General features: G+C 59.3%; 34 protein-coding genes. 14 read left to right on the forward strand and 20 right to left on the reverse strand.

Annotation, left to right across the window (positions count from 1 at the left end):
- The first annotated feature begins 2 nt into the window (after positions 1–2).
- Positions 3–2,030 (forward strand): NADPH-dependent 2,4-dienoyl-CoA reductase, encoded by a 2,028-nt coding sequence (locus GS620_RS16735; RefSeq protein WP_171617015.1) that lies wholly within the window; start codon positions 3–5, stop codon positions 2,028–2,030.
- A gap of 21 nt (positions 2,031–2,051) precedes the next feature.
- Here GS620_RS16735 and GS620_RS16740 read toward each other — a convergent pair whose 3' ends face one another.
- On the reverse strand, positions 2,052–2,660 hold the full coding sequence (locus tag GS620_RS16740) for a LysE family translocator (RefSeq protein ID WP_171172022.1): 609 nt from the start codon (positions 2,658–2,660) through the stop codon (positions 2,052–2,054).
- A gap of 100 nt (positions 2,661–2,760) precedes the next feature.
- On the reverse strand, positions 2,761–3,201 hold the full coding sequence (locus tag GS620_RS16745; RefSeq protein WP_171617017.1) for a DUF4399 domain-containing protein: 441 nt from the start codon (positions 3,199–3,201) through the stop codon (positions 2,761–2,763).
- Between the two features lie 227 nt (positions 3,202–3,428).
- Between GS620_RS16745 and GS620_RS16750 the strand changes: the two genes are divergently transcribed.
- Entirely contained in the window at positions 3,429–4,334 is a 906-nt protein-coding gene (locus tag GS620_RS16750; protein WP_152459401.1) for a LysR family transcriptional regulator, read from the forward strand.
- A gap of 52 nt (positions 4,335–4,386) precedes the next feature.
- Here the strand turns inward: GS620_RS16750 and GS620_RS16755 are convergent, their stop codons facing one another.
- The gene (locus tag GS620_RS16755) at positions 4,387–5,304 is read right to left on the reverse strand and encodes a hydrogen peroxide-inducible genes activator (RefSeq protein ID WP_152459402.1); all 918 of its coding nucleotides are present in this window, start codon (positions 5,302–5,304) and stop codon (positions 4,387–4,389) included.
- A 98-nt stretch (positions 5,305–5,402) separates the two neighbouring features.
- On the opposite strand from GS620_RS16755, the gene GS620_RS16760 reads away from it, so the two are divergent.
- Positions 5,403–6,365 (forward strand): sodium-dependent bicarbonate transport family permease, encoded by a 963-nt coding sequence (locus tag GS620_RS16760; RefSeq protein ID WP_171617019.1) that lies wholly within the window; start codon positions 5,403–5,405, stop codon positions 6,363–6,365.
- Here GS620_RS16760 and GS620_RS16765 read toward each other — a convergent pair.
- The 4 genes from GS620_RS16765 to GS620_RS16780 are packed head-to-tail and all read right to left on the reverse strand — an operon-like array spanning position 6,358 to position 9,274.
- Positions 6,358–7,260 (reverse strand): OmpA family protein, encoded by a 903-nt coding sequence (locus GS620_RS16765; RefSeq protein ID WP_171617021.1) that lies wholly within the window; start codon positions 7,258–7,260, stop codon positions 6,358–6,360. The two genes, GS620_RS16760 and GS620_RS16765, sit on opposite strands and share 8 nt — an antisense overlap.
- A complete protein-coding gene (locus GS620_RS16770; RefSeq protein ID WP_152459932.1) occupies positions 7,257–7,814 on the reverse strand; it encodes a peroxidase-related enzyme in 558 nt (185 codons plus the stop codon). Before GS620_RS16770 ends, GS620_RS16765 begins: the two co-directional genes overlap by 4 nt.
- Before the next feature lie 30 nt (positions 7,815–7,844).
- The gene (locus tag GS620_RS16775) at positions 7,845–8,555 is read right to left on the reverse strand and encodes a GNAT family N-acetyltransferase (RefSeq protein ID WP_171617023.1); all 711 of its coding nucleotides are present in this window, start codon (positions 8,553–8,555) and stop codon (positions 7,845–7,847) included.
- On the reverse strand, positions 8,552–9,274 hold the full coding sequence (locus tag GS620_RS16780; protein ID WP_171617025.1) for a molybdopterin-binding protein: 723 nt from the start codon (positions 9,272–9,274) through the stop codon (positions 8,552–8,554). The genes GS620_RS16775 and GS620_RS16780 overlap by 4 nt, the downstream gene beginning before the upstream one ends.
- 50 nt (positions 9,275–9,324) lie before the next feature.
- Between GS620_RS16780 and sfsA the strand changes: the two genes are divergently transcribed.
- On the forward strand, positions 9,325–10,032 hold the full coding sequence (sfsA, locus tag GS620_RS16785; protein WP_171617027.1) for a DNA/RNA nuclease SfsA: 708 nt from the start codon (positions 9,325–9,327) through the stop codon (positions 10,030–10,032).
- A gap of 1 nt (position 10,033) precedes the next feature.
- On the opposite strand, the gene GS620_RS16790 is transcribed toward sfsA, so the two are convergent.
- A complete protein-coding gene (locus tag GS620_RS16790; RefSeq protein ID WP_253283520.1) occupies positions 10,034–10,429 on the reverse strand; it encodes a RidA family protein in 396 nt (131 codons plus the stop codon).
- 269 nt (positions 10,430–10,698) lie between these two features.
- Here GS620_RS16790 and map point away from each other — a divergent pair, with 269 nt between their 5' ends.
- Positions 10,699–11,511 (forward strand): type I methionyl aminopeptidase, encoded by an 813-nt coding sequence (gene map, locus GS620_RS16795; RefSeq protein ID WP_152459408.1) that lies wholly within the window; start codon positions 10,699–10,701, stop codon positions 11,509–11,511.
- On the opposite strand, the gene GS620_RS16800 is transcribed toward map, so the two are convergent.
- The 4 genes from GS620_RS16800 to GS620_RS16815 form a co-directional block, all read right to left on the reverse strand.
- Positions 11,499–11,678, reverse strand: coding sequence for a hypothetical protein (locus tag GS620_RS16800; RefSeq protein ID WP_171117133.1), 180 nt, complete (start codon positions 11,676–11,678; stop codon positions 11,499–11,501). The two genes, map and GS620_RS16800, sit on opposite strands and share 13 nt — an antisense overlap.
- Before the next feature lie 25 nt (positions 11,679–11,703).
- A complete protein-coding gene (locus GS620_RS16805; protein ID WP_171617029.1) occupies positions 11,704–12,339 on the reverse strand; it encodes an HAD family phosphatase in 636 nt (211 codons plus the stop codon).
- Positions 12,340–12,428: 89 nt separating this feature from the next.
- Positions 12,429–12,986: a 16S rRNA (guanine(966)-N(2))-methyltransferase RsmD gene (gene rsmD, locus GS620_RS16810; protein ID WP_171617031.1), complete on the reverse strand. Its 558-nt coding sequence runs from the start codon at positions 12,984–12,986 to the stop codon at positions 12,429–12,431.
- On the reverse strand, positions 12,983–14,194 hold the full coding sequence (locus tag GS620_RS16815; RefSeq protein WP_171617033.1) for an NAD(P)/FAD-dependent oxidoreductase: 1,212 nt from the start codon (positions 14,192–14,194) through the stop codon (positions 12,983–12,985). Before GS620_RS16815 ends, rsmD begins: the two co-directional genes overlap by 4 nt.
- Before the next feature lie 99 nt (positions 14,195–14,293).
- Between GS620_RS16815 and GS620_RS16820 the strand changes: the two genes are divergently transcribed.
- The 4 genes from GS620_RS16820 to GS620_RS16835 all read left to right on the forward strand — a co-directional run bounded on the left by GS620_RS16820 (position 14,294) and on the right by GS620_RS16835 (position 15,816).
- Positions 14,294–14,779, forward strand: coding sequence for a peroxiredoxin (locus GS620_RS16820; RefSeq protein ID WP_171233427.1), 486 nt, complete (start codon positions 14,294–14,296; stop codon positions 14,777–14,779).
- A gap of 102 nt (positions 14,780–14,881) precedes the next feature.
- Positions 14,882–15,127, forward strand: coding sequence for a glycine zipper 2TM domain-containing protein (locus tag GS620_RS16825; RefSeq protein ID WP_152459414.1), 246 nt, complete (start codon positions 14,882–14,884; stop codon positions 15,125–15,127).
- An 11-nt stretch (positions 15,128–15,138) separates the two neighbouring features.
- On the forward strand, positions 15,139–15,486 hold the full coding sequence (locus GS620_RS16830; RefSeq protein ID WP_170346724.1) for a hypothetical protein: 348 nt from the start codon (positions 15,139–15,141) through the stop codon (positions 15,484–15,486).
- Between the two features lie 21 nt (positions 15,487–15,507).
- Positions 15,508–15,816 carry a hypothetical protein gene (locus tag GS620_RS16835; RefSeq protein WP_171172040.1) on the forward strand — a complete coding sequence of 103 codons (309 nt, stop codon included), beginning with the start codon at positions 15,508–15,510 and terminating at the stop codon, positions 15,814–15,816.
- Here the strand turns inward: GS620_RS16835 and GS620_RS16840 are convergent.
- The 4 genes from GS620_RS16840 to GS620_RS16855 are packed head-to-tail and all read right to left on the reverse strand — an operon-like array spanning position 15,813 to position 18,555.
- Positions 15,813–16,106, reverse strand: a complete 294-nt coding sequence (locus tag GS620_RS16840) for a 4a-hydroxytetrahydrobiopterin dehydratase (RefSeq protein WP_152459417.1) — start codon at positions 16,104–16,106, stop codon at positions 15,813–15,815. The genes GS620_RS16835 and GS620_RS16840 overlap by 4 nt on opposite strands.
- Positions 16,103–17,290: a GNAT family N-acetyltransferase gene (locus tag GS620_RS16845; RefSeq protein ID WP_171617035.1), complete on the reverse strand. Its 1,188-nt coding sequence runs from the start codon at positions 17,288–17,290 to the stop codon at positions 16,103–16,105. The genes GS620_RS16840 and GS620_RS16845 overlap by 4 nt, the downstream gene beginning before the upstream one ends.
- A gap of 45 nt (positions 17,291–17,335) precedes the next feature.
- A complete protein-coding gene (locus GS620_RS16850; protein ID WP_171617037.1) occupies positions 17,336–18,103 on the reverse strand; it encodes a glycerophosphodiester phosphodiesterase family protein in 768 nt (255 codons plus the stop codon).
- Positions 18,100–18,555, reverse strand: coding sequence for a RidA family protein (locus GS620_RS16855; RefSeq protein WP_171617039.1), 456 nt, complete (start codon positions 18,553–18,555; stop codon positions 18,100–18,102). Before GS620_RS16855 ends, GS620_RS16850 begins: the two co-directional genes overlap by 4 nt.
- Before the next feature lie 345 nt (positions 18,556–18,900).
- Here GS620_RS16855 and GS620_RS16860 point away from each other — a divergent pair, with 345 nt between their 5' ends.
- Together GS620_RS16860 and GS620_RS16865 are read left to right on the forward strand one after the other, a co-directional pair.
- On the forward strand, positions 18,901–19,671 hold the full coding sequence (locus GS620_RS16860; RefSeq protein WP_171230055.1) for a VacJ family lipoprotein: 771 nt from the start codon (positions 18,901–18,903) through the stop codon (positions 19,669–19,671).
- Complete coding sequence (locus GS620_RS16865) at positions 19,661–20,260, forward strand: phospholipid-binding protein MlaC (protein WP_152459421.1); 600 nt, start codon at positions 19,661–19,663, stop codon at positions 20,258–20,260. Before GS620_RS16860 ends, GS620_RS16865 begins: the two co-directional genes overlap by 11 nt.
- 103 nt (positions 20,261–20,363) lie before the next feature.
- On the opposite strand, the gene fliP is transcribed toward GS620_RS16865, so the two are convergent.
- From fliP to fliF, 4 genes are read right to left on the reverse strand one after another with little or no spacing between them, the layout of a single operon-like run.
- Positions 20,364–21,092, reverse strand: coding sequence for a flagellar type III secretion system pore protein FliP (gene fliP / locus GS620_RS16870; protein ID WP_171617041.1), 729 nt, complete (start codon positions 21,090–21,092; stop codon positions 20,364–20,366).
- Positions 21,092–21,379: a FliM/FliN family flagellar motor C-terminal domain-containing protein gene (locus GS620_RS16875; RefSeq protein ID WP_152459423.1), complete on the reverse strand. Its 288-nt coding sequence runs from the start codon at positions 21,377–21,379 to the stop codon at positions 21,092–21,094. Before GS620_RS16875 ends, fliP begins: the two co-directional genes overlap by 1 nt.
- Entirely contained in the window at positions 21,372–21,968 is a 597-nt protein-coding gene (locus GS620_RS16880; protein ID WP_171617043.1) for an ABC transporter ATP-binding protein, read from the reverse strand. Before GS620_RS16880 ends, GS620_RS16875 begins: the two co-directional genes overlap by 8 nt.
- Positions 21,968–23,551: a flagellar basal-body MS-ring/collar protein FliF gene (gene fliF / locus GS620_RS16885; protein WP_171617045.1), complete on the reverse strand. Its 1,584-nt coding sequence runs from the start codon at positions 23,549–23,551 to the stop codon at positions 21,968–21,970. Before fliF ends, GS620_RS16880 begins: the two co-directional genes overlap by 1 nt.
- A 119-nt stretch (positions 23,552–23,670) precedes the next feature.
- Between fliF and fliL the strand changes: the two genes are divergently transcribed.
- From fliL to GS620_RS16900, 3 genes are read left to right on the forward strand one after another with little or no spacing between them, the layout of a single operon-like run.
- A complete protein-coding gene (fliL, locus tag GS620_RS16890; protein ID WP_253282523.1) occupies positions 23,671–24,168 on the forward strand; it encodes a flagellar basal body-associated protein FliL in 498 nt (165 codons plus the stop codon).
- Between the two features lie 9 nt (positions 24,169–24,177).
- A complete protein-coding gene (locus GS620_RS16895) occupies positions 24,178–24,654 on the forward strand; it encodes a hypothetical protein (protein WP_171617047.1) in 477 nt (158 codons plus the stop codon).
- Complete coding sequence (locus GS620_RS16900) at positions 24,651–25,235, forward strand: MotE family protein (protein WP_171617049.1); 585 nt, start codon at positions 24,651–24,653, stop codon at positions 25,233–25,235. The genes GS620_RS16895 and GS620_RS16900 overlap by 4 nt, the downstream gene beginning before the upstream one ends.
- Positions 25,236–25,255: the final 20 nt, after the last annotated feature.

Below are 25,255 nucleotides of genomic sequence, written 5' to 3' on the forward strand. Positions count from 1 at the left end.
CCATGACTGTGTACCCAAACATGCTGGCACCACTGGATCTGGGCTTTACCACGTTGAAGAACCGGGTCCTGATGGGCTCGATGCATACAGGGCTGGAGGAAACCGGCGACTGGAACCGGGTGGCTGAGTTCTATGCCGCCCGCGCGCGCGGTGGCGTGGCGCTGATGGTCACGGGCGGCATCGGGCCGAACCTCGAAGGCTCGGTCCTGCCGGGGGCTGCAATGATGACCAGCGACAAGGACGTGGCCAATCATTCCGTCGTCACCGACCGTGTGCATCAGGCGGGCGGCAAGATCGCGATGCAGATCCTGCATGCGGGTCGCTATGCCTATGGGCCGAAATGCGTGGCGCCCAGCCCGGTGAAGTCGCCGATCTCGCCCTTCCCCCCCAACGAACTGGACGAGGACGGCATCGAGAAGCAGATCAGCGACATCGTCAACGCCGCCGTGCTGGCCCAAAAGGCGGGCTATGACGGTGTCGAGATCATGGGGTCCGAGGGGTATTTCATCAACCAGTTTCTGGTGACCCACACCAACAAGCGCACAGACCGTTGGGGCGGGTCCTATGAGAACCGGATGCGCCTGCCACTGGAAATCGTGCGCCGCACCCGCGAGGCGGTGGGCACCGATTTCATCATCATCTACCGGCTGTCGATGATCGACCTTGTACCCAATGGTTCGACCTTCGAAGAGGTGGTGCAACTGGCGCAAGCGGTCGAAAAGGCCGGGGCCACGATCATCAACACCGGCATCGGCTGGCACGAGGCGCGGATTCCGACCATCGCCACATCGGTGCCCCGCCGGGCCTTTGCCTGGGTGACGAAGAAGCTTATGGGCAAGGTGGGGATTCCGGTCATCACCTCGAACCGGATCAACACGCCCGAGGTGGCCGAGCAGGTGCTGGCCGAGGGCTGTGCCGACATGGTCTCTCTGGCGCGGCCGATGCTGGCGGATGCGGATTTCGTAGCCAAGGCGATGGCAGGTGACTCGGCCAGGATCGCGCCCTGCATCGCCTGCAACCAGGCCTGTCTGGATCACACTTTCAGCGGCAAACTGACCTCCTGCCTGGTGAACCCGCGCGCCTGCCACGAGACCGAGCTGGTGATCGAAAAGGCCGCCACGCCCAAGCGCGTGGCCATCGTGGGCGCGGGGCCGGCGGGCCTGTCCACGGCGATGACGGCGGCGGAGCGCGGCCATGACGTGACCGTGTTTGACAAAGCCGACGAGATCGGCGGCCAGCTGAACATGGCCAAGCAGGTGCCGGGCAAGGAAGAGTTCTGGGGCTTGGTGGACTGGTACCGCACCATGCTGAACGATCTGGGCGTCAAGGTCGAACTGGGCCGCAAAGTCGGCGCCGACGATCTGGTCGGGTTCGACGAGGTGGTGATCGCCACGGGCGTCAACCCGCGCGACCCGCAGATCCCGGGCGAGGACAGCGACAATGTCGTGAACTATATCGACGTGCTGCGCGACAAGGCCCCGGTGGGCAAATCGGTGGCCGTGATCGGCGCGGGCGGCATCGGCTTCGACGTGTCGGAATACCTGTTGGAGGAAGGCCACTCGCCCACCACCGACCTGCCCTTGTGGATGAAGGAATGGGGCGTCGCCGACCCCGAGCAGCACCGCGCAGGCCTGGCGCCCGAAGGCCCGCAGCCCGAGGCGCCCAAGCGGCAGGTCACGCTGTTGCAACGCAAGAAGCAGGCGCATGGCAAGGGGCTGGGCAAGACCACCGGCTGGATCCACCGCGCCACGCTGAAGATGAAGGATGTCAACTTCGTCGGCGGCGTGAACTATGAACGCATCGACGACGAGGGGCTGCATGTCTCGTTCGGAGAAGAGCGAGCCGATCCGACCGTCATCAAGGCGGATACGATCGTTCTGTGTGCAGGACAGGTGCCCGAGCGGTCGCTGGCCGACGCGCTGATCGAACGCGGGATCACCCCGCATGTGATCGGCGGCGCGGATGTGGCCGCGGAACTGGACGCCAAACGCGCAATCAATCAGGGCACACGCCTTGCCGCGGAGTTCTGAAGCCACTCGTTCAGAGTGTCTTCAGTCCGACAGCGCGAGCTTTGCACCCAAGGCACCAAAAGCGGTTGCGAAACACCGCTTTATCCACGCCATCACAGCAGGGCGCCGGATCACATAGTCCCGCGCCAGTGCGGCGCATGCGCCATACCCGACAAAAACAAGAAATGTCATGGCCATGAAGGCCAGCGCCAGTTTGGCCAATTCCATTCCTGCATTTGCTGCACTCGCCGGCAGGAATTGAGGCAGAAAGGCCAGGAAGAATAGCGACAACTTTGGGTTCAAAACGTTGATCAGCGTTCCTGTCACGGCAATTCCAAAGTCGCTTTTTGCGGATTTCTCCGCCGCGACATCCATGGCACCGCCGTCCTTCAGGATACCCCATGCCATGTAGAACAAGTACAAGACGCCAAGATATTTGATGAGTTGAAACGCGACGGCACTGGTGTGCAGCAAGGCTGCAAGTCCGATGATGCTGGCCAAGGCCGCCGGAACGATCCCAAGTGTGCATCCGAAGGCTGCGGCGAGACTTGCGCGAAACCCGCGCCCAAGACCGACAGCCAAAGTATAGATGACGCCGGTACCCGGCAGCAAAACAACAATCAATGATGTGACGAAGAATTCCAGCGACATTATTACCCCCCTGCAAATGCAGGCAGATTCACTAAGTGCGCCGAAAATGTAAATGCCTTTCCATCACATGAACCGAACGGACGGTTTCAACGACCTGCGGCTATTCCACGGTGATCGTGATCACCTCGGATACAATCGGCGAGGAATGCGGCACATGCCCGGCGTCGCCCAGAACCAATTGCAGGGTGTGTTGGCCCGGCGCCAGATCCAGCGTTACTTCGGTCTGACCGCCTCCGAAGTGCATGTGATTATCGTCGGCGGGCAAACCATTTGCCAACTCATCCGCGCCATCCTCGCCTTCACCGAGCGGGGGACGGTCAAGCAACAGGTGGTGGTGCCCGGTGTTTTCTTTCTCGGTTCCGGCGGGCGCGACGCCCATGCCGCTTAGGCCAAAGACAACCGTGACCGGTGATTGCACGGTATCGCCATCCGACAGGTTGACGAAATAGACCTTTGCATCAGGATTCGATGGGGTCTCTCCTCCGGCATGCGCAAAGCCCACCGAAAGGCAAAGCGCAGCAATGGCGAAAAAGGTTCTCATGATCTCCTCCCTGGTCACAAAAATGCCATTCTCAATGTGAGATCTTAGCGCGATTGTCTGAAAAACACAGCATCACAATGCCTGAGGCGCGTTTGGAAACCACTGTTTCTACGTTTCCCATACGCAAACGATCCGATTCAAATCCCTGATATTATCCCATGTCTGCCCCGTTTCCGCCCAGATTCAGCGCCATAGTCAGGACGGAAATCAAGATCTGGGGAACGAGTATGGACCGACTGACCGAAATGGAAGCCTTCGCCAATGTGGTGGACCAGGGTGGCTTCACCGATGCGGCCAAAAAGATGGGCATCTCCAAATCAGCTGTGTCCAAACACGTATCAAGCCTTGAGGCGCGCCTGGGAGCGCGGCTGTTGAACCGCACCACGCGCCGGGTTTCACCAACGGAAATCGGGCTGGCCTATTATGACCGCGCGCGGCGCGTGTTGAATGATGCCGGAGAAGCGGATTCATTGGTCACGTCAATGCAATCGGCCCCGTCTGGTCTTTTGCGCATCAGCGTTGCCACGGATTTCGGCGTCAATCACCTGTCACCTGTTCTGTCCGAGTTCCTTGCAGCCTACCCCGACATCACTGTGAACATGGTTTTGAACAACCGCTATGTCGAGCTGATTTCCGAAGGATTTGACGTGGCCGTGCGTATTGGTGAGCTGGAAGACAGTACACTGCGCGCCCGCAAACTGACCGAGACGGTCAAACGCATGGTCGCCGCGCCCAGTTATGTCGAAAGGTTCGGCCGGCCGCAGAAGATCGATGATCTGAACGAACACAAGCTGCTGCATTATTCCAGCCAATCCTCGGGCAATGTCTGGAAACTGACCGCGCCATCCGGCGAAAAACGTCAGGTTCGTACCGCCGGGTGGTTGAGTGTCAATGATGGCCAATCCCTGTTGAACGCGGCGGTTTCCGGCCTGGGTATCGCCTATCTGCCCAGCTATCTTTACGCTGAAGCCTTGAAGGCCGGGCTGGTTGTCGATGCAATGCCGTCCCTGCCTGACGAAGTTCAAGGCGTTTACGCCGTCTACCCGCCGGGCCGCTTTACGCAACCCAAAGTACGGGCCTTCATCGATTTCCTCGTCGATTCCTTCCACGGGAAGGGTCCGATGGACTGGTAATTTCTCCCTGAAGACCAACCTTTGGCCCGCATGTAAAAGTGCGGGCCTTTTTTTAAGGGTCGATTACTGAAAGTCCCATGGACCGGGCGGAAGTGCGCAAGCTGTCCGTCAGCACATTCTGACCCGGCGGTGGGGTTTCGGAACTACGTGCCAACAGGGCGATATCGCGATTTGCATTGGCGATGGACAGCGGTCGCAAGCGCACCTCGTCGCGGTAGATCCCCTGTCTGCGAGCATAAAGATCAGGCAGTACCGCAACACCAACACCCGAAGCCGCCATCAGAACAATGGAATCAAGCGTCGTGCCTTCATACTCATCCGAAACAACCCCACCGCATTCCGCCGCCAATGCATAGACGATGCGCGACAGGCGGTGGCTTTGATCCAGGGTGAGGAAGATCCGGTTCTGAAGATCGGTGGCGCTGACACCCTGCAAATCCCGCGCCAGAACGTCATCAACGGCAACCGCGACCCAAAGAGGTTCGTTGAACAACCGGTGTTGCACGGTATTCGGATGGTCTTCGGGCGTGGACAATATCAGATCAAAGCGACCGGATTTCAGACCCTGTTCCAGATCCAGTGTGTTTTCCTCGCGCACCACAATGCGCAATCCGGGGCGAATCCGGTGCACCTGTTTGATGGCTTGCGGCAACAGATAAGGCCCGATCGAAGGCAAAACCCCCAGTCGCAATCGTCCTCCGACGGGCATATCGTTCGACATGGCGTGGCGCAGGTCCTTGACCTCTGCCAGGATCTTCTGTGCGCGCAAGATGAACTCTTCTCCCTTCGCCGTCACCTGGATACCACCACGGTTACGCTCAAAGATCCGAACGCCAAGCTCTTGTTCTACAGTCGCAATTTGCGTCGACAGGCTGGGCTGGCTGACATTCAGCACCTCGGCTGCCAAACTGAATCGCCCAAGGCGACTGACCGTAACGATGTATTCCAACTGTCGTAATGTCGGGCGCATTGCATAGCCTAAAACTATTTATAACTTAGAAAGATAGTATTTGGCGAAATCAGTTTTGCAAGGCACCTAACCCGAAAACGAGGGATCAGGAGTCAATTATGCCCGGAGTGATCGAGACACTGTCCAGCAACCTGCTGGTGCCGACCATACTGTTTTTTGCTCTTGGGCTTCTGGCGGCCTTTGTACGCAGTGACCTGTCCATTCCGGCGGGCGCGGCCAAGTTCATGTCGCTTTACCTGCTGCTGGCCATCGGGTTCAAAGGCGGTGCCAGTCTGGCCGCGCATGGCATTCATCTGCAACTGTTCCTGACGCTGCTGGGCGGTGTCGCCTTGTCCTTTGCCATCCCATTCGTGGCCTTTGGCCTGCTCAGGGTGATGACACGCCTGGATGCGCTGAACGCGGCAGCGGTGGCAGGGCACTATGGTTCGATCTCGATCGTCACCTTTGTTACAGCTACCAGTTTGCTGGATCTGGTGGGGCTGACCCATGACGGATTCATGGTGGCCGTTGCGGCTGCGATGGAGGTGCCTGCAATCCTGTCGGCGCTTTGGTTGGCGCACAAGACCGGAAGCAATGGCGTCAAGGATGACAAGCTGTGGCGCGATCTGCTGGCCAACGGCTCGATCGTTCTGCTTACCGGTGCCTTCCTGATCGGAGCCATCACCGGTGGTGAAGGCATGCAGATGATCGCGCCCTTCATTGTGACGCCTTTCACCGGAATCCTGTGCCTGTTTCTGCTGGATATGGGCTTGTCGGCAGGGCGCAGCCTGATCAGCAACCGAGACAAGCTGTCGGTTGGCCTGTTCGCCTTTGGTGTTTTGATGCCCCTGATCGGCGCATTTATGGCCTGGGCGGCAGGTGCCGTGATCGGCTTGCCACAGGGCAGCTTGTTCCTGTTCATGGTGCTGTCAGCCTCGGCTTCGTATATCGCGGTTCCCGCCGCGATGAAGATCGCCCTTCCAAAGGCCGAGGCCGGGATCTATCTGACCTTGTCGCTGGGGGTGTCGTTTCCGTTCAACATCACCGTCGGATTGCCGCTGTACCTGTGGTGGGTCAGTTGACCAGCAATACGGCTTCGACCCGACGGTTGAGATCGCGCCCTTCCGGAGTTGCATTCGATGTGAGCGGAGACAGATAGCCAACACCCTGCGCTTCGATCCGGTCGGGTGCCACGCCATGCGCATCGATCAGGCGGGTTCGCACCGCCTCGGCCCGGCTTTTGCTGACCGCAATATTTGCCTGTAAGGCACCGGTATCGTCAGTGTGCCCCACCAACGCCAGGCGTGTGTTCGGGTTGGCGGTCAAGTATCCGGCCAGCAAGGTCAGCGAGTCAAACGGCCCTTCGCCCAGGGCAACCTCGCCCGTCGGAAAATGCAGGTCATCCAAGATCACGTGGCCCGTTGTCGCCAAGGCCTCCAACACCCCGACCGAGCCTTCCACGGCTTGCTCTACCACCACAGGGTCCGGGCCCGGCGCGTCCTGGGGTGTGACCCGGATCATCTGCACATAGCCATCCGGCGGGTTGCGGCTGACCAGCAGGCTAAGGGCAACCGGCCCCTTGGTGGCCGACAAAAACCGGTAATCCTGAATGGCGACATACATGTCTGGGGTTGGCACGACTTCGGTGCCAAAGCGAAAGTCGAAACCACCGCAAACCCGCGCGTCGCATTCGAACAGGATCTTGTAGCCCTGCGCCTCGATCTGATCCCGCAACGGTGCCAGCAGCTGCAATGTCGTGCTCGACCCCGCCTGAAGCCGCCACGTATAGCGCTCCACCCGCCCTTCGCGCGTTTCTGCGGGAACCGAGCCATTTGCATAAGACCCCGTCGGCAGGTCATAGCTGTCCAGTGGCGATGTTCGGTCGCTGATCTGTCGGGCACTGGCCGGCAGGGTCAGGTCCTGCGCGGCAACAGGTCCTGTCATCAGCAGGGCAACAAGGGCGGCGGCGCGGATCATCGAAACTGTGCGTGATATTCTTCGTTGGGCACCATCGCCGTCGCGCTGGCGACCCGGTTTGACATGTTGAAAAACCCGGCGACATTGGCGATGTCCCAGATGTCGCGGTCGGAAAAGCCTGCATCGCGCAGGCGCTGGCGGTCGGGCTCTTCAATCTCGGCGCTGGCGGTAGTCATCTTTGCGGCAAAGTCCAGCATCGCCCGTTGACGCGGCTCCAGCGGGGCGACGCGATAGTTCATCACCAGCATTTCGCCCAGTTGCGGATTGCCCGAAAGCTGACGCACAGCCGCCCCATGGGCGACCAGACAGTAGAAGCATTTGTTGATCGACGAGACGACGACCGCGATCATCTCGCGTTCCAGTTTGGTCAGCCCGCTGTCAGCCAGCATCAGGTCGTTATACATCGCGGTGAAGGCGTTCAGCTTGTCGATATCGAATGCGTTGGCTTTCAGCACATTCGGCACCATGCCCAGTTTTTCGACACAGATATCAAAGTATTTCTGCGTTTCCGGCGGCAGCGGATCGACCATGGGCAGGTTCAGCGCGGTAGGCATGTCTTTCTGTGTCACGGCGGCCTCTTCGGTTCAGACAAGATGACGGTAATGGTATTCGCCCGCGATCTCCATCCCGAGGGCACGATAAAGACCGTTGGCGCCCTCATTGGCCTTGGTGCAGATCACGCTGAGGTTCTGCGCACCGTGATCACGCGCCCAGAATGCCGCCGCGCGCATGGTCCAGTGGCCCAATCCCTGACGACGGTGTTCGGGCAACACTTCCAGCGCGTGGACCATCGCAGTGTCTGCATGCATCGCCACAAAAGCCACGCCGCTGGGTTTGTCGTTGTGACGCAGCAAAAATCCTGTCTTGGGGCCCTTGGCACGTTCCATCACCGCGATCCGCTCGGGTCCGATCCCGCCCGAGGCCCAGATTTCGCGCATGATCTCAAGCGGTTCCCAGATTGAAAACACCATGACCGGTGGGATCGGCTGATCGATCAGCCGAGAGACGGCGCAGACATATATGTTGACCGGGTCAAGAATGTCGTATCCCCGCTGGGCCAGCATTGCATCCAGGGCTTCATCCCCGGGCCGCAGGCAGAAGATGCGGTTTTGCCCCATGGCCAGCATCGCGGCCTCGGCGGCGTCGATATCGTCTTCATTGGCCGGGCCCAATGCACTGGCCGCAGACACGCGCGACCCTCCGCCCTGCCCCTCACGCAGCAGAAACGGGCCAAGCCGCTGATAGCGTGCGGCGGGCCATGTTCCGTCGACTATTTCCGCCCAGTTATCGCTCAAAGCTCAAGCTCTTTCGCCAGGCGAGTGGTGGCCGCGTCGATCCGGCCTCCGTCGGTGCCGCGCACAACCACATTGGCCCCGAAGGCACCGTTGATCTGAAACGGATAGCACCCGATGGACAGGTCGCTGAAATCTTCGGCCAAGGCCGCCAGGTTTGCGGCGATATCACCTTCTCCGCGGTCCACACGCAGAGTTTGCGACAGCAAAGGGCGGCCTCCGGTCAATGTTGGCAAAACGCTCGCCACCATCGCTTGGAAAACCGACGGCACACCTGCCATGACATGCACATTTGCAAGCGTGAACCCGGGCGCCGTCGAAACCGGATTTTCGATCAGCGTCGCACCGTCCGGAATACGCGCCATGCGCAGGCGGGCGGCATTCAGTTCCAGCCCGGATTTGTCGTAATGAGACTGCAACAGCGCGCGCGCATCATCGCGCACATCAATGGGTGTATCGAAAGCGCGGGCAATGCAATCGGCCGTGATATCATCATGGGTCGGGCCGATGCCGCCGCTGGTGAAGACATTGTCATAAGCGTCGGACAGCGCTTTGACGGCCGCTTCGATGGCAGGGGCGTCATCGCTGACAATGCGGACCTCTTTCAGGTCGATGCCGTGTTTGGTCAGTTCCTGCGCCAGAAAATGCATATTCGCATCGCGGGTGCGACCCGACAGGATTTCATCCCCGATCACCAGCATCGCTGCGGTTGGATTGGCCATGGCACTGTCCCCTCTTGATCGTCCTCAGGGGCAGGTATAGGCCCTGAACCATGCGATTTGAAACCCCTCTTGTCCCCGCCCGGCTGATCCGCCGCTACAAACGCTTTCTGGCCGATTGCAGGCTTGAGGACGGGAGTGAGGTAACGGCCCATTGCGCCAATCCGGGGTCGATGATGGGGCTGGCCGAGCCCGGCGAAAAGATCTGGCTGGAACCCAACGACGATCCGAAGAAAAAGCTGAAATTCGGATGGCGGCTGGTGGACCACGAGAACGGGCATTTTACCGGGGTCGATACCTCGGTCCCGAACCGGGCGCTGCGCACTGCTTTGGAAGCCGGTGAGATTCCCGAACTGGCCGCCTATGACACCGTCCGGCCCGAGGTGAAATACGGCGACAACAGCCGCATCGATTTCCTGCTGACGGGGCCGGGCCTGCCGGATGCCTATGTCGAGGTGAAAAGCGTCACTCTGTCACGCCAGCCCGGACTGGCCGAGTTTCCCGACAGCGTCACAGCCCGTGGCACCAAGCATCTGGGCGAGTTGGCCGCAATGGCGTCACAAGGGCATCGGGCGATCATGCTGTATTTGGTTCAGCGAACCGATTGCGACCGGTTTGCTTTGGCGGCCGATATTGATCCGGTCTATGCGGCGGCGTTTGAGGCGGCGCAGGCGCAAGGGGTGGAACGGATCGTTTGCGGGACGCGGATAACGCCGTCGGGGGTTTGGGTGCAGATTGAAACGAGGATTTTGGCCGGCTGAGTCAGTCCGCAACGACAGCATCAACCTCAATCTCGACCAGCCACTCGGGATTCACAAATCGTTCGATGGCCATGATAGTATCTACAGGGCGAGCATCCAGACAATACAGCTTTCGGGCTTCGATCGCCTGTTTCCAGTTTTCGATTTCGGTCAGGATGACACGCGTTCTGACAATATCGTGCAGCCCTGACCCGGCACGCTCAAGCGCATCTTTGATGATTTCGAAACATTGTCTGGTTTGCAGATAGACATCGCCGACACCCACAGTGTTGCCCTCAGCATCGACTGGTGCGGTTCCCCCGACCGCGATGAAGTTCCCGACCCGAACCGCTCGGCTGAACCCAACGATGCTTTCCATGGGGTTTCCGTTAGAGATCAATTCTCGTTTCTGTGACATGCATCCGGTTCCCTGATTTTCTCAAGAAAAAGTGCAATCATTAGATACTGATCCGCCTGCCGTGAAAAGTGTCCAAGCCAGTAGCCGTACGGATTGCAGTCGAGGCGGTGGGGTCCGAGATGCTGCAATGCAGCCCCTACTCTTGAATCCCGAGCCAACGGAACCAAGTTTCCCGCATGGTTTACGCAGTCTGAACACTCGCCCTCTGGTACTTTCTGCACAAGCAGCGTAAAAGGAATGCTGCGCGCAACATTTGGAGCTTAGCGTCGATGAAAGAGCATCGTGGCCGCCTGACCAAGGACGGCATTCGCATCTATGAACAAGGTGACTTTGCCGGGATGCACGCGGCAGGGGCTTTGGCGGCGCGGATTCTGGATGATATTGCAGAACATGTGTTTCCCGGTCAAACCACCGGCGCACTTGACGGGCTGATCACGCAGATGGTCGAAGACGCCGGTGCGACCTCGGCCACCATAGGTTATAAAGGCTATCAGCACGCCAGCTGCATCAGCGTGAACCACGTTGTCTGCCACGGTATTCCCGGTGAGAAAAAGCTGAAGGACGGCGATATCCTGAATATCGACGTCACCGTCATCGTCGATGGCTGGTTTGGCGACACCTCACGCATGTATGTGGCGGGCAAGCTGCCGCGCAAGGCGGAGCGGCTGATCCAGGTGACCCATGACGCGCTGTTCAAGGGCATCGAGATGGTCAAGCCGGGCAATACCTTTGGTGACATCGGCCATGCCATCCAGTCCTACGTCGAAGCACATCGGATGAGCGTCGTGCGTGATTTCTGCGGTCATGGTCTGGGTCGTGTGTTTCACGCGCCACCGAACGTGCTGCACTATGGTCGCCCGGGCACCGGTGCCGTGCTGGAAGAGGGTATGTTCTTTACCATCGAACCCATGGTCAATCTGGGTCGTCCCGAAACCAAGACTCTGGCCGATGACTGGACAGCCGTGACCCGCGACAAATCGCTGTCGGCACAGTTCGAACATTCGGTGGGCGTCACCTCGGATGGGGTCGATATCTTTACCCTGTCACCCGCTGGCAAATTTCACCCGACTTATTCGTCCTGATCAGCGGCCTGCTCACGTAGAAGTTTCAGCAGCATCGTTTCAGCCCCCCACGGCGTAACCGCGTCGTGGATGAAGGCCGGCGCGCGCATAGGTTTGCGCTCGGGGCCAGTTGAGGCTTCGGTGTCACTGGAAAAGGTCCAGGCAAAAGGTGTCAGGGTGCGGTCCATGCGGGCACATTAGCACAACCGCGAGTCAAAGTCCCAACACCCCATGCGCCTGTGACATGTCCGTGATCACCTCGGCCCCCAGATCCGCCAGCTTTTCGCCGCCGCCATGAGGCGCATAAGCAAGGCAACGCATGCCGGCGCGGATCGCCGCCGTGACACCGCTGTGACTGTCTTCGATCACCACCGGAGCCGTTGCGCCAAAGTGCTCGGCGGCCAGTTGGAACATCTTTGGGTCCGGCTTTCCGATACCCAGCACATGGGCCGAGAACATCACGTCTTTGAACCGGTCCCAAAGCCCGTTCTGACCCAGAGTGATCTTCATCTTGTCCGGGCTGCCATTCGACGCGACGCAACAGGGGATACCTTTTTGATCCAGCCCCTCAAGCAGGTCTGCGATACCGGGCACCAATGGCACACCTGCACGCAGGCGGTCGTAGGTTTCGGCATAGACCTGATCTATCCAGTCTTCGGGCAGAACGGCACCCATCGCGCGGGCCTTGTCCCGCACACCCACCATGGTTCCGCCCACAAACAGGGACATACATTCATGCAGCGCCAGATGCAGGCCATGTTGCGCCAGATTGTCCACCAGCACCTGGTTCGAGACCACCTCGCTGTCCACCAGAACGCCGTCGCAATCGAAAATGACAAGATCGTGCATATGGGATTCCTGCTTTGCCTCACGCTCGGCCTATCAAGGCTTTCCCGTCATCGTCCACCCATGTTCCGCACCAAACCGCGCAGCGCGTTTCAATCTGGAACGCCTTTCCACATCAAGGAAATATGCGTGTCGCCATATTTGCGGCTGTCATGCAATTTAAATCCGGCCGGCGCCTGCATCGGGGCGTTTTCTTCCCAAACCAAAAAGGCATCATCCGCGATCCAGCCATTGGCCAAGGCGGCGACGGCCTTCTGCCCCATGGATTTCCCGTAAGGCGGGTCCAGAAAAACCAGATCATAAGGCGCGGCGGGATTGTCGCCCAACCGGGTCGCGTCGCGGCGGATCAAATCCGTACGGTCGGCGCTGCGGGTCAGGTCGATGTTCTTGCGTATCAACCCCTGGGCCACTCGCCCGTCATCGACGAAGGTGACATGCGACGCCCCCCGCGACAGCGCCTCGAGCCCCAGCGCCCCGGTTCCCGCGAACAGATCCAGCACCCGCAAACCGTCAAATTCGATCTGGTGGCTGAGCACATTGAACAGGCTTTCACGCACACGGTCGGTGGTGGGGCGCAGATGCGCGCCCGCATCACCCTTGCCGACCGAGGCCAGCGCCCGGCCCCGGAATTCTCCGGCAATGATCCTCACGCCTTGAGCAGCGGTTTCAGGTCCGCGTTCGGGTCTGCCACGACTTCGGGATCAGCGGTCTTGCCCATTTCGATCAGTCTTTTGCCGACCATGTATGCCCGCGGATCATTCATCGCATCCACAGCAATCAGCCTGTCGCCCTTGTAATACCAGAAGGACACGGTCTGACCCTCTCCCTTGCGGGTCACCACGCGGTCATATCCGGTGTTCAGGCCCGCGATCTGAAGCTTGACGTCGTACTGGTCCGACCAGAACCAGGGGGTCGCCACATACTCCTTGGCCGCACCCAGCATGTTCTGCGCCACGATTTCGGCCTGGTCGATGGCGTTGGGGACGCTTTCCAGACGGATACGCCCTTCGCCATGCGGGAAAGAGGCGCAATCGCCCGCCGCCCAGATCGACGGATCAGAGGTCCGGCCATGGGCGTCGGTTTTGATGCCGTTGTCCAGTTCGAGCCCTGCCATCTCGGCCAGTTGAGTAGAGGGGGTGATGCCCACTCCGACCACGACGAAATCCACGTCCAGCTTCGTGCCGTCCGTCAATACGGCCCCCACAACCCGGCCATTTTCGCCGATCAGACGATCCAGCCCGACACCTTCGCGGATGTCGGCACCGTATTCGCTGTGCAACGCGCGGAAATACGCGCTGGTTTCTGGCGCAGCGACCCGTTGCAGGATGCGGTCGGCCATCTCGACCAAGGTGACCTTGACGCCGCGTTTCGCGCAGACGGCGGCGGCCTCGAGCCCGATGTAACCGCCGCCCACGATCAACGCGCGGGCGCCTTCGGTCACTTTGGGTTCCATCTCATCAATATGGGCCAGGTCGCGCACCACGTGCACGCCGTCCAGATCGCCTCCGATGGCGGCAGGCAGGCGGCGCGGATCTGACCCGGTGGTCAACGCCAGTTCGTCATACGGGATGACTTCGTCCCCAACAGTGACCGTTTTGGCCTTGGGGTCGATGCCGGTCACGCGCTGGCCAAGCCGCAGAGTGATGTTGTTTTCGGCATAGAAGCTTTCGGGTCGCAGGAACAGGCGCTCCAGCTCCATCTCTCCAAGAAGATAGGCCTTGGACAAAGGCGGGCGCTGATACGGCAGATGCGGCTCGGCCCCGATCAGAGTAATCTCTCCGTCGAACCCGTCCTTGCGCAGCCGCGCCACCAAGGACGCTCCTGCCTGACCCGCGCCAATCACGACAATATGGCTCATGCTTTGCCCACCCCGCAGTTTTCCCGTGGTCTCTCTGATTTGACCACCTATATTGCGGCTTAGCCCAATTCTGCAAATCCAAACGACAGGAGCTGAAAAATGATTTCAACAGGAGACACTCTGCCCGAAGCCACACTGATCCAGATGGGGGCCGACGGGCCGGAGGAAGTTCGGATTTCAGACAAGACCAAAGGGCGCAAGGTTGTCATTTTCGCTGTGCCCGGCGCCTATACCGGCACATGCACCACCGCACATGTGCCAAGCTTCATTCGCACCAAAAAGCAGTTCGACGACAAGGGCGTGGACGAGATCATGTGCCTGTCGGTCAACGACCCGTTCGTCATGCAGGCCTGGGGTGAATCCACCGGCGCGACCGCGGCCGGACTGACCATGGTTTCAGACGCGGCCTCAGAATTCACCAAAGCCATCGGCTTGGATTTCGACGCCCCGCCCGTTGGCCTGTTCGCGCGCTCGAAACGGTATGCGATGCTGGTCGAGGACGGCAAGATCACGGCCCTGAACCTGGAAGAAAACCCCGGTGCCTGCGGGATCTCGGCGGGTGAAGGCCTGCTGGAGGTGATCTGAATTTGGCCGGCCCCGGTCTGTCCGGGGCCGCGTGAACCCAATTTAACTTGAAGCACTGTCTCAATGCGCGAATACTCGTCGCACAAAATTGGGGAGATTTTTATGAAACTTAAGGTATTTTCATCCATCCTGACCGGCGCAGCGCTTTTGGCAGCCTGCGGTCCGGCCCCAACCCCGCAACAGCAAGCCGCACGACAGCACGAGATTGCCTGCCTCAGCGGCACACTGGGCGGCGCCTTGATCGGCGGTGCAATCGGCAACCAGTTCGGCGGCGGATCGGGCAAGACGATCCTGACCGCAGCCGGCGCTGCCGCTGGTGGCATTGAAGGCCAAAGATTTGCATGCTGAGGAGATTGGACATGAAACGGGCGATTTTTGTATTCACAGCTGCATTCCTGGCCTCGGCCACCAATGCCGAAACCGTGGCCGAGCTGCATGAAAAAGAATTGAATGCCATCGACGCAAACAATGACGGGTTCCTGTCCAAAGACGAGTTCGACGCTTTTTCGGACTATGCGTTTCAGGCCATGGACGAAGACAAGAACGGCACACTGGGTCAGGCCGAGGCCAAGCCGTTTCTGGACATAAAGCAGTTCCAGAATGTTGACCGCAACAAGGACAGCTTTATCTCAAGATCTGAATATGATGCACAGATGAATGAAGATTTCGGCGCGGCAGATCAGAATGGTAATGGTCAACTGGACTAAGCCCGCTTGAAGGAGCTTGCTATGAAGAAATGGATCGGAATGGGTGCTTTGGCACTGGCCGCGGCCTGTGACGTTCCGCAAGCTCCCGTGGTGACGGGGCCTGACGGACAGGCCCGCATCCAGATCAATCCGTCTGGCTTGACCTGCTATGAAAACCGGTGTCTGGATATCAACCCAGCGGCTCGCAGCGTGCGCCAGATCGGGAACAAGACCACGGGTATCCCAAGGTCCATCGATGTCAGCGATGGCACCGTCACACCTGCGGAATTCAAGCAGATGGGCACGGCTGCGTCGCTTGCCGGTGGCCAGGGGTCAGGCAACGACCGCTAGCACAGACTGTCCATCTTTCGGGCCAGTTTGGCGTCCAGTGACGACAGGCCGCCTACGTCATGGGTGGACAGGACCACCTCGACCGTGCGGTAGACGTTGGACCATTCTGGATGATGGTTCCATTTCTCGGCCCAGATCGCCACTTGCGTCATCCAGCCAAATGCGTGCACGAAGTTGTCGAATATGAAGGTCTTGGTGATCGCGTCGCGGCCTTCGACCATGGTCCAGCCGTTTTTGAACAGCGGATCCAGCAGCGGGCCACGGGTCTCGGCGGACAAAAGTTCAGTCATTGCTGTTCCTCCGGGTTCGATTTCCTGAACGGGCCGTAATCCGTCAGAATCTCGATCTCTTCTCCCACTGCGCGGCCTTCGGCGTCCAGATATTTTTTGACGGCATCGGCAAAACCCGGATCGCCGACCCAGTGCAAGCTATGCGTGCGCGTCGGCAAATAGCCCCGCGCCAGCTTGTGTTCGCCCTGAGCGCCCGCTTCCACCCGGGCCAGACCGTGGGCAATGGCAAAGTCTATCGCCCTATAGTAGCACAGTTCGAAATGCAGGCAGGCATGATGTTCGATGCAGCCCCAATACCGCCCAAAAAGCGTTTCGCGGCCTATGAAGTTCAGCGCGCCCGCAATGGCATGACCATCCCGTTCAGCCAAAACCAGGGCCATGTCATTCGCCATCGTCTCTTGTGCGATGTCAAAAAACTGGCGCGTCAGATAGGGTGAGCCCCATTTTCGCGCCCCGGTGTCCTGATAGAACCGCCAAAACGCATCCCAGTGTTCCTGGCGCAAGTAATCGCCCGTCAATGTGCGGATTTCACCGCCAAAGCCATTGGCCTGCGCCCGTTCCTTGCGGATGTTCTTGCGCTTGCGTGAGGACAAGGCCGCAAGGAAGTCATCGAATTCGGCGTAGCCATCATTCAGCCAGTGAAACTGTTGCGAGCTGCGAAGCATCAGCCCCATCTGCTCACCGGCCAATGCCTCGGCTTCTGTACAGAAGGTCACGTGAACCGAAGAAACCTGATTGTCGGCCGCCAGTTGAACGGCACCCTGCACCAAAGCCGACATTCCGATCCTGTCATAACCCGGGCGCACCAGAAACCGCCGCCCGGTGGCGGGTGTGAACGGCACCGCAATTTGCAGCTTGGGATAATACCGCCCGCCCGCGCTTTCATAGGCATGGGCCCAGCTGTGGTCAAAGATGTACTCGCCCTGGCTGTGCGATTTGGCATACATCGGGGCCGCTGCGATCAGGATCCCGTCAAGAAAGGCGGTCAGGTATTGCGGTTGCCAACCCGTACCGCGCCCGACCGAGCCGCTTTCTTCAAGCGCCAGCAAAAAACGATGCGTGGTGAAGGGATCAAGGGGCCGTCCACCATCGGCGGCCTCGGGGCAGGCGCAGGCATCCCACTCGGCCGCTGAAATCCGCGACAGAGACCCAATGACCTGAACTTCGATTTGGGCCTGATCCATGTTTCCTCCGCACCAGCCCTTTATCTGTGACCGAAGCGGCAAGGTTCAAGCTGAATGCGCAGCCAGATACCCTTCGAAGGTCACATTGTCGGCAACCATGCGGGCCTCTGCCTCTTGTTCGGGCGTTCGGACGGTCCAGCACAGGATCGGCACGCCTTGCGCCTTCAGTTCGGCCACACGCGGGCGGGAAAGATCTTCCGCCTCGTGGCTGATGAAACCGGCCCCGACACGTTCAAAATCAGGAATGTCGCGCAGGGTGTCGCAGACGTCATGCGGCAGAAGCTCGACACTGGGCTCATAGGCGCAAGTCGTGATGCCGCGCGGCAGGTGCGGGGCCAGCCGCGCCAGTTCCGCAACCGAGTTTGGATTGAAGGACATCAGGGCCACCGGGCCGTCATAGCCCTGCAATGCGCGCACGGTGTCGTGCTCGAGGGCACCGATATTCATACCCATAACGCCGTCCTGATCCTTCAGCTCGATCAGAAGCGGCACCCGGCCTGCGACCATATCCAGCACCTCATCAAGCGTTGGAATGCCGTCATCACCATACAAAAGGGTCAATTCGGACGCCGCCGCCGCCGACACCTGCCGGATCGGCCCGGGCTGGCCGGTCAGACGCCCCATGTCGTAATCATGGAATACGACGGCACGATCATCAGATGTCAGCTGAAGGTCGATCTCGATCCCGTATCCGGCATCAATGGCGGCACGAATGGCCGCCCGGCTGTTTTCCGGGCGGTTGTTCGAGACGTCATGCAGCGCCCGATGAGCAATCGGGGCCTGCAAAAACGCAGCTGGCAGGGGCGGTATCATTTGATCTCGAAAATGCCTTCGATCTCGACCGCCACGCCCAAAGGCAGCGACGCAGCACTTACGGCAGAGCGCGAGTGGCGACCGGCGTCGCCCAGCGCTTCGACCAGAAAGTCGGATGCGCCGTTGATCACTTGCGGCTGCGCAGTGAAATCTGCGGTCGAGTTCACGAAACCGGTCAGCTTGATGACACGCACCAGTTTGTCGATATCTCCGCCACAGGCCGCCTTGACCTGTGCCAGCAGATTGATCGCGCAGACCCGCGCCGCTGCGGCTCCGGCCTCGACATCCATGTCATCGCCCAGCTTGCCGGTGATCAGCTCGTCTGATTTCGATATCTGGCCGGACACGTACACGATATTGCCCACACGTACATACGGCACATAATTTGCCGCTGGCGCGGGTGCGTCGCCCAGCGTGACACCGAGGCTTTCCAATTTTGCAGCGATGCTCATTGAGAGGGTCCTTCCCTGATTGACTCTGCCGGACGCTAACCGGGAAGCACATCCGTGGAAAGACGGAATGCGGCAAATTCCGGCTTGCATGCGATCTGAGCATATCTTTACTTATTATGACTTGCAGATGCTCAATTGCTTTACCCGGACCTGACGAACAGGTTACACGCTAGGTGTTTCATTTGAGACCTGAAACGACTATGTGACAAGAACTTGTGCCTTACAGGCGTGTAAGTATTGGTGATGTGTGATTGTTGGCCCGGCAGAACGGATGTCGGGCATTTGGGAGAAGCAAAGATCGTGTCGAGCAGATTTTGCCTGAAACACCTGGTTGTCCTGTCGCTCATGGCCATTCTGTCCGCCTGTGCAACGACCCCGCCCGAGGGCGCCGCACGCAGCGACGTGTTTGACCCCTACGAAAACGCGAACCGGGGAATTCACAAGTTCAATCTGGGCGTTGACCGGTTTCTGTTTCGACCTGCGTCCAAAGGGTACGTGAAGATCGTTCCTGATCCCATGGTCACCAGTTTCAGCACATTCGCCGAAAACATCTCGTTGCCCGGACAAGCGGTCGACTACCTGCTTCAGGGCAACCCGAAACAGATGGGGAATGCGCTGCTGCGGTTCGTAATCAACATGACCGTGGGCGGTTTTGGCCTGTCCGCGCCCGCAGATGAGCTGAACCTGCCGCCCGTCGATACTGATTTCGGTGAGACCCTGCATGTCTGGGGGGTCGGCGAAGGGGCTTATGTTGAACTGCCTTTCTACGGCCCGTCGACCCAAAGGGATGCCATCGGGGTCGTGATCAACCTGTTCTCGAATCCGATCAATTTTACCCCGGTCCGGCCCGCCGACAATCTGGGCGTCTATGCCGAAGTCGTTCGCCGCATGGGCGATCGTGGGCGGTTCTCAGATACCGTGGACTCGATTCTGTATGAAAGCGCAGACAGTTACGCGCAGGCCCGCCTGATCTATCTGCAAAACCGCCGCTTCGAACTGGCGAGAGATGACGAAGACGCCTATCTGGATTTGTATTCCGACCCCTATGCCGAAACCGGTACAGACCCGGTCAGGGACCCCTATTTAGACCCATACGAGGACCCCTATGCTGAATAACGAGTTGAACCGCCGTAGCTTTGTCGCAGCTGGTCTGGCCTTGGCCGTCTTGCCAAAATCTGCGTTTGCCCAGACCGAGGCATCAGCCAAGGCACTGGTCAACAGTGTGGTCAACGACATCAACAGGGTTATCGCATCGGGCAAGTCAGAAAATGCGATGCTGCGTGATTTCGAGAAGATCTTTGTGCAATATGCCGACGTCCCGATCATGGCGCGTTATGCCCTCGGTGCCGATGCCCGTACGGCCACCCCATCCCAGCTAAGGCAATTCACCAAGGCTTTTCAGGGCTATATCTCCCGCAAATATGGTCGCCGCTTCCGCGAGTTCATCGGCGGTGAGGTCAACGTGCGCAATGCCCGCAAGATCAAGGCCGGATATGAAGTGCGCACAATGGTCAAGCTGCGCGGCTCGGCGCCGTTTGATGTGACGTTCCTTGTTTCGGACAAGTCGGGGCGTGAAAAATTCTACAACATGTTCATCGAAGGCGTGAATCTGTTGCTGACCGAACGCACCGAAATCGGCGCGATGCTGGACGCGCGCAAAGGCAACCTGGACCAGTTGATCAAAGACCTGAAAAAGACGGGTTGATCCGTTTCACTTGCGGCCACGCATTGAATTACGCCTTTGACAACAGTGGGGCAGAGGCGCCTGACCGCCTGTTTTTTCAGCGCGCCGCGGCTACGTGTCGAGGTCACGGCATGTAACTGCGCACCAATGCGCCCGCAATCAGAGCCCACCCGTCACCAATCACGAAAAACGCCAGCTTGAATGGCAAGGATACGATGGCCGGTGGCACCATCATCATGCCCATCGACATCAATACAGCGGCCACGACAAGATCGATGATCAGAAACGGCAGGAAAATCAGAAACCCGATCTGAAACGCCCGTGCGATTTCCGAAAGCATGAAGGACGGCATCAAGACCGACAACGGCGCTTGTGCGGACAACTCCACAGCCTCACCACCGGGGCGCAAAGCCGCCATGGCATAGAACGTGTCTGCATCCAGTCGGACCGCCATGAAGGCACGGAACGGCTCCAACGCGCGCTCCAGCGCTGGTTCCACTTCCATCGTCTCTTCCATCATCGGTCGTATCCCTGTCGCCCATGCTTCTGAAAACACCGGGTCCATGATGAAATAGGTCAGGAACAACGCCAGGCTGACCAACAGCATATTGGGCGGAGATTGTTGCAGGCCAATCCCTTGCCGCAGGATCGACAGAACGGTGATCAGGAAGGGAAAGCAGGTGATCATGATCGCCAGCCCCGGAGCGATGCTCAGCACTGTGATCAGCAGAATCAGCTGGATCGTCCGGGCGGAAATCGACCCGCCCTCGCCCAGGGACAAGGTCAAATCCTGGGCAGCGGCCAGTGAGGGCGTCAACACGGCCACCAAAGCCAGGCAGATTACATAGCGCATCAACCGATTCCGTTGTGCAAATCCGCAATCTCGGTCAAGCGCACTGCAAGCTGCCCTGCCTGATCGCCTTCCATTTCTTCCAACAGCCCGCGCGCCACCAACTGATCCCCAACATAGAGGTCAACCGGATCTTCGATCCGTTTGTCCAGGGTCAGCACGGCATTCTCTCCCATGTTCAACAGATCCTTGATCAATGGGCGCGCACGACCAACGGAAACGGTCACTTCAATCGGGACCGAGTCGAAGGGGTTGGGTTTTTCAGATTTCGGGATCTGGGTGTCATTCATTGGACAAAGCCTCTCTTGTCTCAAAGACATAAGCGTCAAAGGTCTGTTCGATGGCGGCGAGCAAAGCGTTGCAATCAACCTCACGTCGGCTCGTGCCGACCTGAAGGCGGGCCTGACCCGGCTCCAGGTCCGAGTGTTCGATCACCTGAGGAGTGGAATGCAGATCTTGCGGCAACAGCTCTGCGACACTGTCGGCACATCCCGGCGGAACCAAAATCTGCGTCGGCTGCTCTATCCGCGAACGCGCCATTTCACAGAGTTGCTCCACGATGCGGGTTGCCAGGCCGCGCTCGGCCATCTCAGGCAGTACGGTCTGAACCAGGCTGGTGAACATGGGCTCCAACGACAGGGTCATGCGGGCGATGGCTTCGTGATAGGTGAAAGACATATCCTCAAGCGACCTTGCCAATTCAGCCGAAATCTGGCTGCGGCTTTGCTCCTGCGCCCGCGAGGCATCTTCCCAACCGGCCCCATACCCGTCTTCGAAGGCAGCGAGCCGTTGTTCTTCCAGCGTGTCCTCATTCAAGATCAGAACAGGCCCCGTACCGGTCTGGGTGGCGAAATCCTCAAGAAGATGGGCAATCGACATCACACCCGCTCCTCACCTTCTTCAAGCCAACTGCGCAGGATCTCGACAGTTTCTTCCTGCTTGTCACCGATCATGGCGCGCAGCCGGTCGACAGGATCCTCCGTGGCGTTCGAGCCGAGAGCCGGAACACCACGCTCTGCCGGCAGGGTCGAGAGCTCTGCCGGTTCCTCCGGAGCGATTTCACCTGTCAGTGCCAGGGTATCCGAATCCGCCCCTCCTGCCGCCGCCAGCAGCGCCGGTGTCGGTGTTGCATTCGTCAGGATCGGGCGGATCACGAACAGGGCCAGCACGAGCGAAACCAAAGCCAGCACAGCCATCTGTATCAAGGACATGACGTCCAGATGAATGTTCTGCCAGAGCGACGACGAAACCAGGGTGCCCTGTGGTTCGACCGACGGCAGATCCATGGATTTCAGTGTGATAACGTCCCCGCGCGCCGCATCGTACCCGACTGCCGACGCCACGAGCTCTTCCAGAGCGGCCAGCTCTTCCTGGGGCAAGGGCGTGAAGACTTCGGCACCAGAGGCGTCCACTGATCTTTTCCCATTAACCAGAACTGCAACCGTCAGGCGCTTGATCGCGCCGGGAGCCTTATGAACTTCCAACTCAGTCTCGGAGACTTCGTAGTTCACCCGCTCACGAGTCTGGGTAGCCGTCGAGTTCGATTCGTCCCCGCCCGCCGCATCGCCATCCGGCAGGTTCGACGCCACGGTGACATCCGATGACTGATTTCGGGCGCTGTCCGAACGTTCTTCGACATCCGTGCTGATCGCCACGCGGCCCTTGGGATCAAAGCGCCGCTCGCGAATGGATTCCTTCTTGGTCTCGGTATCGACACTGACCTCGACCACGGCGTTGCCGGTACCGACACGCGCCTCGACCAGGCGCAGAACGCGTTCCCGCAACTGACGCGACTTGTCGTCCGCAGTGTTCGCAGGCGCTGCGGTATCCTGACCGCCAATCACGGCCCCATGCGAATCAACCACCGTAACGTTCTCCGGCGTCAAACCGCTGACGGCCGAGGCAACAAGGAACCGGATGGCCTTGGCCTGATCCCCGGTAATTTCGGTCCCGGATGGCACGAGGTAAACAGACGCTGTTGGCGACACGCTGCGCTGAAACGGGTTTGCTGTCCCGTTGGCAATATGGACGCGCGCCTGACTTATATGTGGGCTGCCGACAATCGTCCGCGCCAGTTCACCCTCTTTCGCGCGCCAATAAGCAGCATCGAACATCTGAGAGGTGGTGCCAAACCCGCTTAGCGAATCAAGCAGTTCGTACCCTTTATTGCCGTTTGCGGGCAGGCCTTCGCTGGCCAGGGTCATTCGCAGCTCGTCGCGCTGCGCGCTGGATACATAGATCGATCCACCCCGAATTTCATATGTGACGCCGCGCTGGTCCAGCGCTCGTACTATTTCCCCGGCGGCACCGCTTTCCAGGCCCGCATAAAGCAACGTCATGGACGGAGCCGTCACAAGGCGCGACATGCCAAGGATTCCCAGAAACACCAGCGCAACCGCACCGGCGACGATGATTTGTTTACGCCTGTCCAAATTAGCCCAGACAGTTCCGATCTGCTGCACGCTCACCTCCGACTCGCCGGCATTCTGCCCGACGCACCCTCTGTTTGGACGATTGCTCTTAACAATCGGTTAGTCCCTGCGCGGTTATGACAGAGTCGGAACGGATGAATGAGGACGTCATGACCGACGCAACCGATGAACTGGCGGAACCCACCGGAAAAAAAGGGAAAAAGGGAATCCTGATCGGGATGCTTCTTGCCATCGCCGGCGCTGCGGGCGGGTATTTCCTGACGTCATCCGGATTGATTCCGCTGGGTGGCAAGGCCGCGGTTGAAGCCGACAAGGACAAGGCGAAAGAGGAACCTGCCAAAGCGCTGGCGGATGTCGGGTTCATTGATCTGCCGCCGGTTGTTGTATCGGTGAATTCCGGCAAGTCGCGACATTTGAAGTTCCACGCTCAGCTCGAAGTTAACGCGCCGTACATGGATGACGTGAAAAAAATGCAGCCACGAATCATGGATGTCCTGAACGGATACCTGCGAGCCGTTGAATTGAAGGACCTGGAGGATTCGCTGGCATTGACGCGCATCCGAGGTCACCTGCTGCGACGCATTGGAATTGTCGTTGGCGAAGGGCGCGTTCGCGATGTGCTGGTGATGGAATTTGTGCTGAATTAGGAGGCGGAATTGGAGCTGATTGCGGATATTTTGCTGGTCGCCGGTGCGTTGGGCGCGGGACTTTATTGCTTTGTGCTGTCGCGCCGCCTCAGGCGGTTCACCGATCTTGAAAAAGGCGTCGGTGGCGCGGTGGCCGTGTTGTCGACCCAGGCAGAAGAGCTGAAGAAATCCCTCGACAGCGCGCGAAATGCCTCTGATCAATCGGGGGATCAGCTGAAGGCGCTGACGCAAAGGGCTGAGACCGTGGCTCAGCACCTAGAGCTGATGATGGCATCTCTGCATGATGTCATACCCGAAGAAGAAACTGCTGCCCCGGAAACGGCAAAGCCTGTCCAAGACGATCCCCAGCCTGAAGAGGAACAGGGCACCAAGCACGAGAAAGCAGCGGAACCGGCCGAAACTGGTGCGCGTGAAGAGCAACCCAAGGCGCCAGAGGGCCTGATGTTCTTCCGCCATGACCGCAAGCAGAACGGGGCGCAGGCATGAGCCTTGCGCGCAACGCCAAACACGATACACGCCCGCGCGGCGGTGTGCTTGCTGTCATCTCATTGCTGATGATCGGCTCGGCAGCCATTCGCGTTGGCTTGGAGGCAGGACCCGCGCTCGCCAAACCGGCGACACCCGAAGTCGTGGAAAACAAGCCTGCCGCATCCGAAACACGCGACGTTCAGGTTGTGCTGGCAGAGCTTTTGCGCCGGGAGGAACGCGTCAAACAGCGAGAGGCTGAATTGCGCGATCAGGAAAAAGCACTGGAGATCGCAACCCAGGCCGTTGAAACGCGTCTGACGGCCCTGAAGGAAGCAGAAGATGCCCTGCGTGCCACGTTGGCGGTTGCGGACAAGGCGGCAGAGAACGATCTGGCGCGCCTGACGGATGTTTACCAGAACATGAAACCCAAGGACGCAGCCGCGTTGTTTGAAACTATGGACCCGACCTTTGCCGCAGGGTTCCTGTCCCGCATGCCGGCGGACGCAGCGGCTGGCGTACTGGCGGGCCTGAGCCCCGAAGCGGCCTATACGATCAGCGTTGTCATGGCCGGACGCAACGCCTCTGCCCCACAGGAGTAGTCGCCCGTGTTGCCCGGTAA

The sequence above is a fragment of the Ruegeria sp. HKCCD6428 genome (genome assembly GCF_013110595.1).
GTDB lineage: Bacteria > Pseudomonadota > Alphaproteobacteria > Rhodobacterales > Rhodobacteraceae > Ruegeria.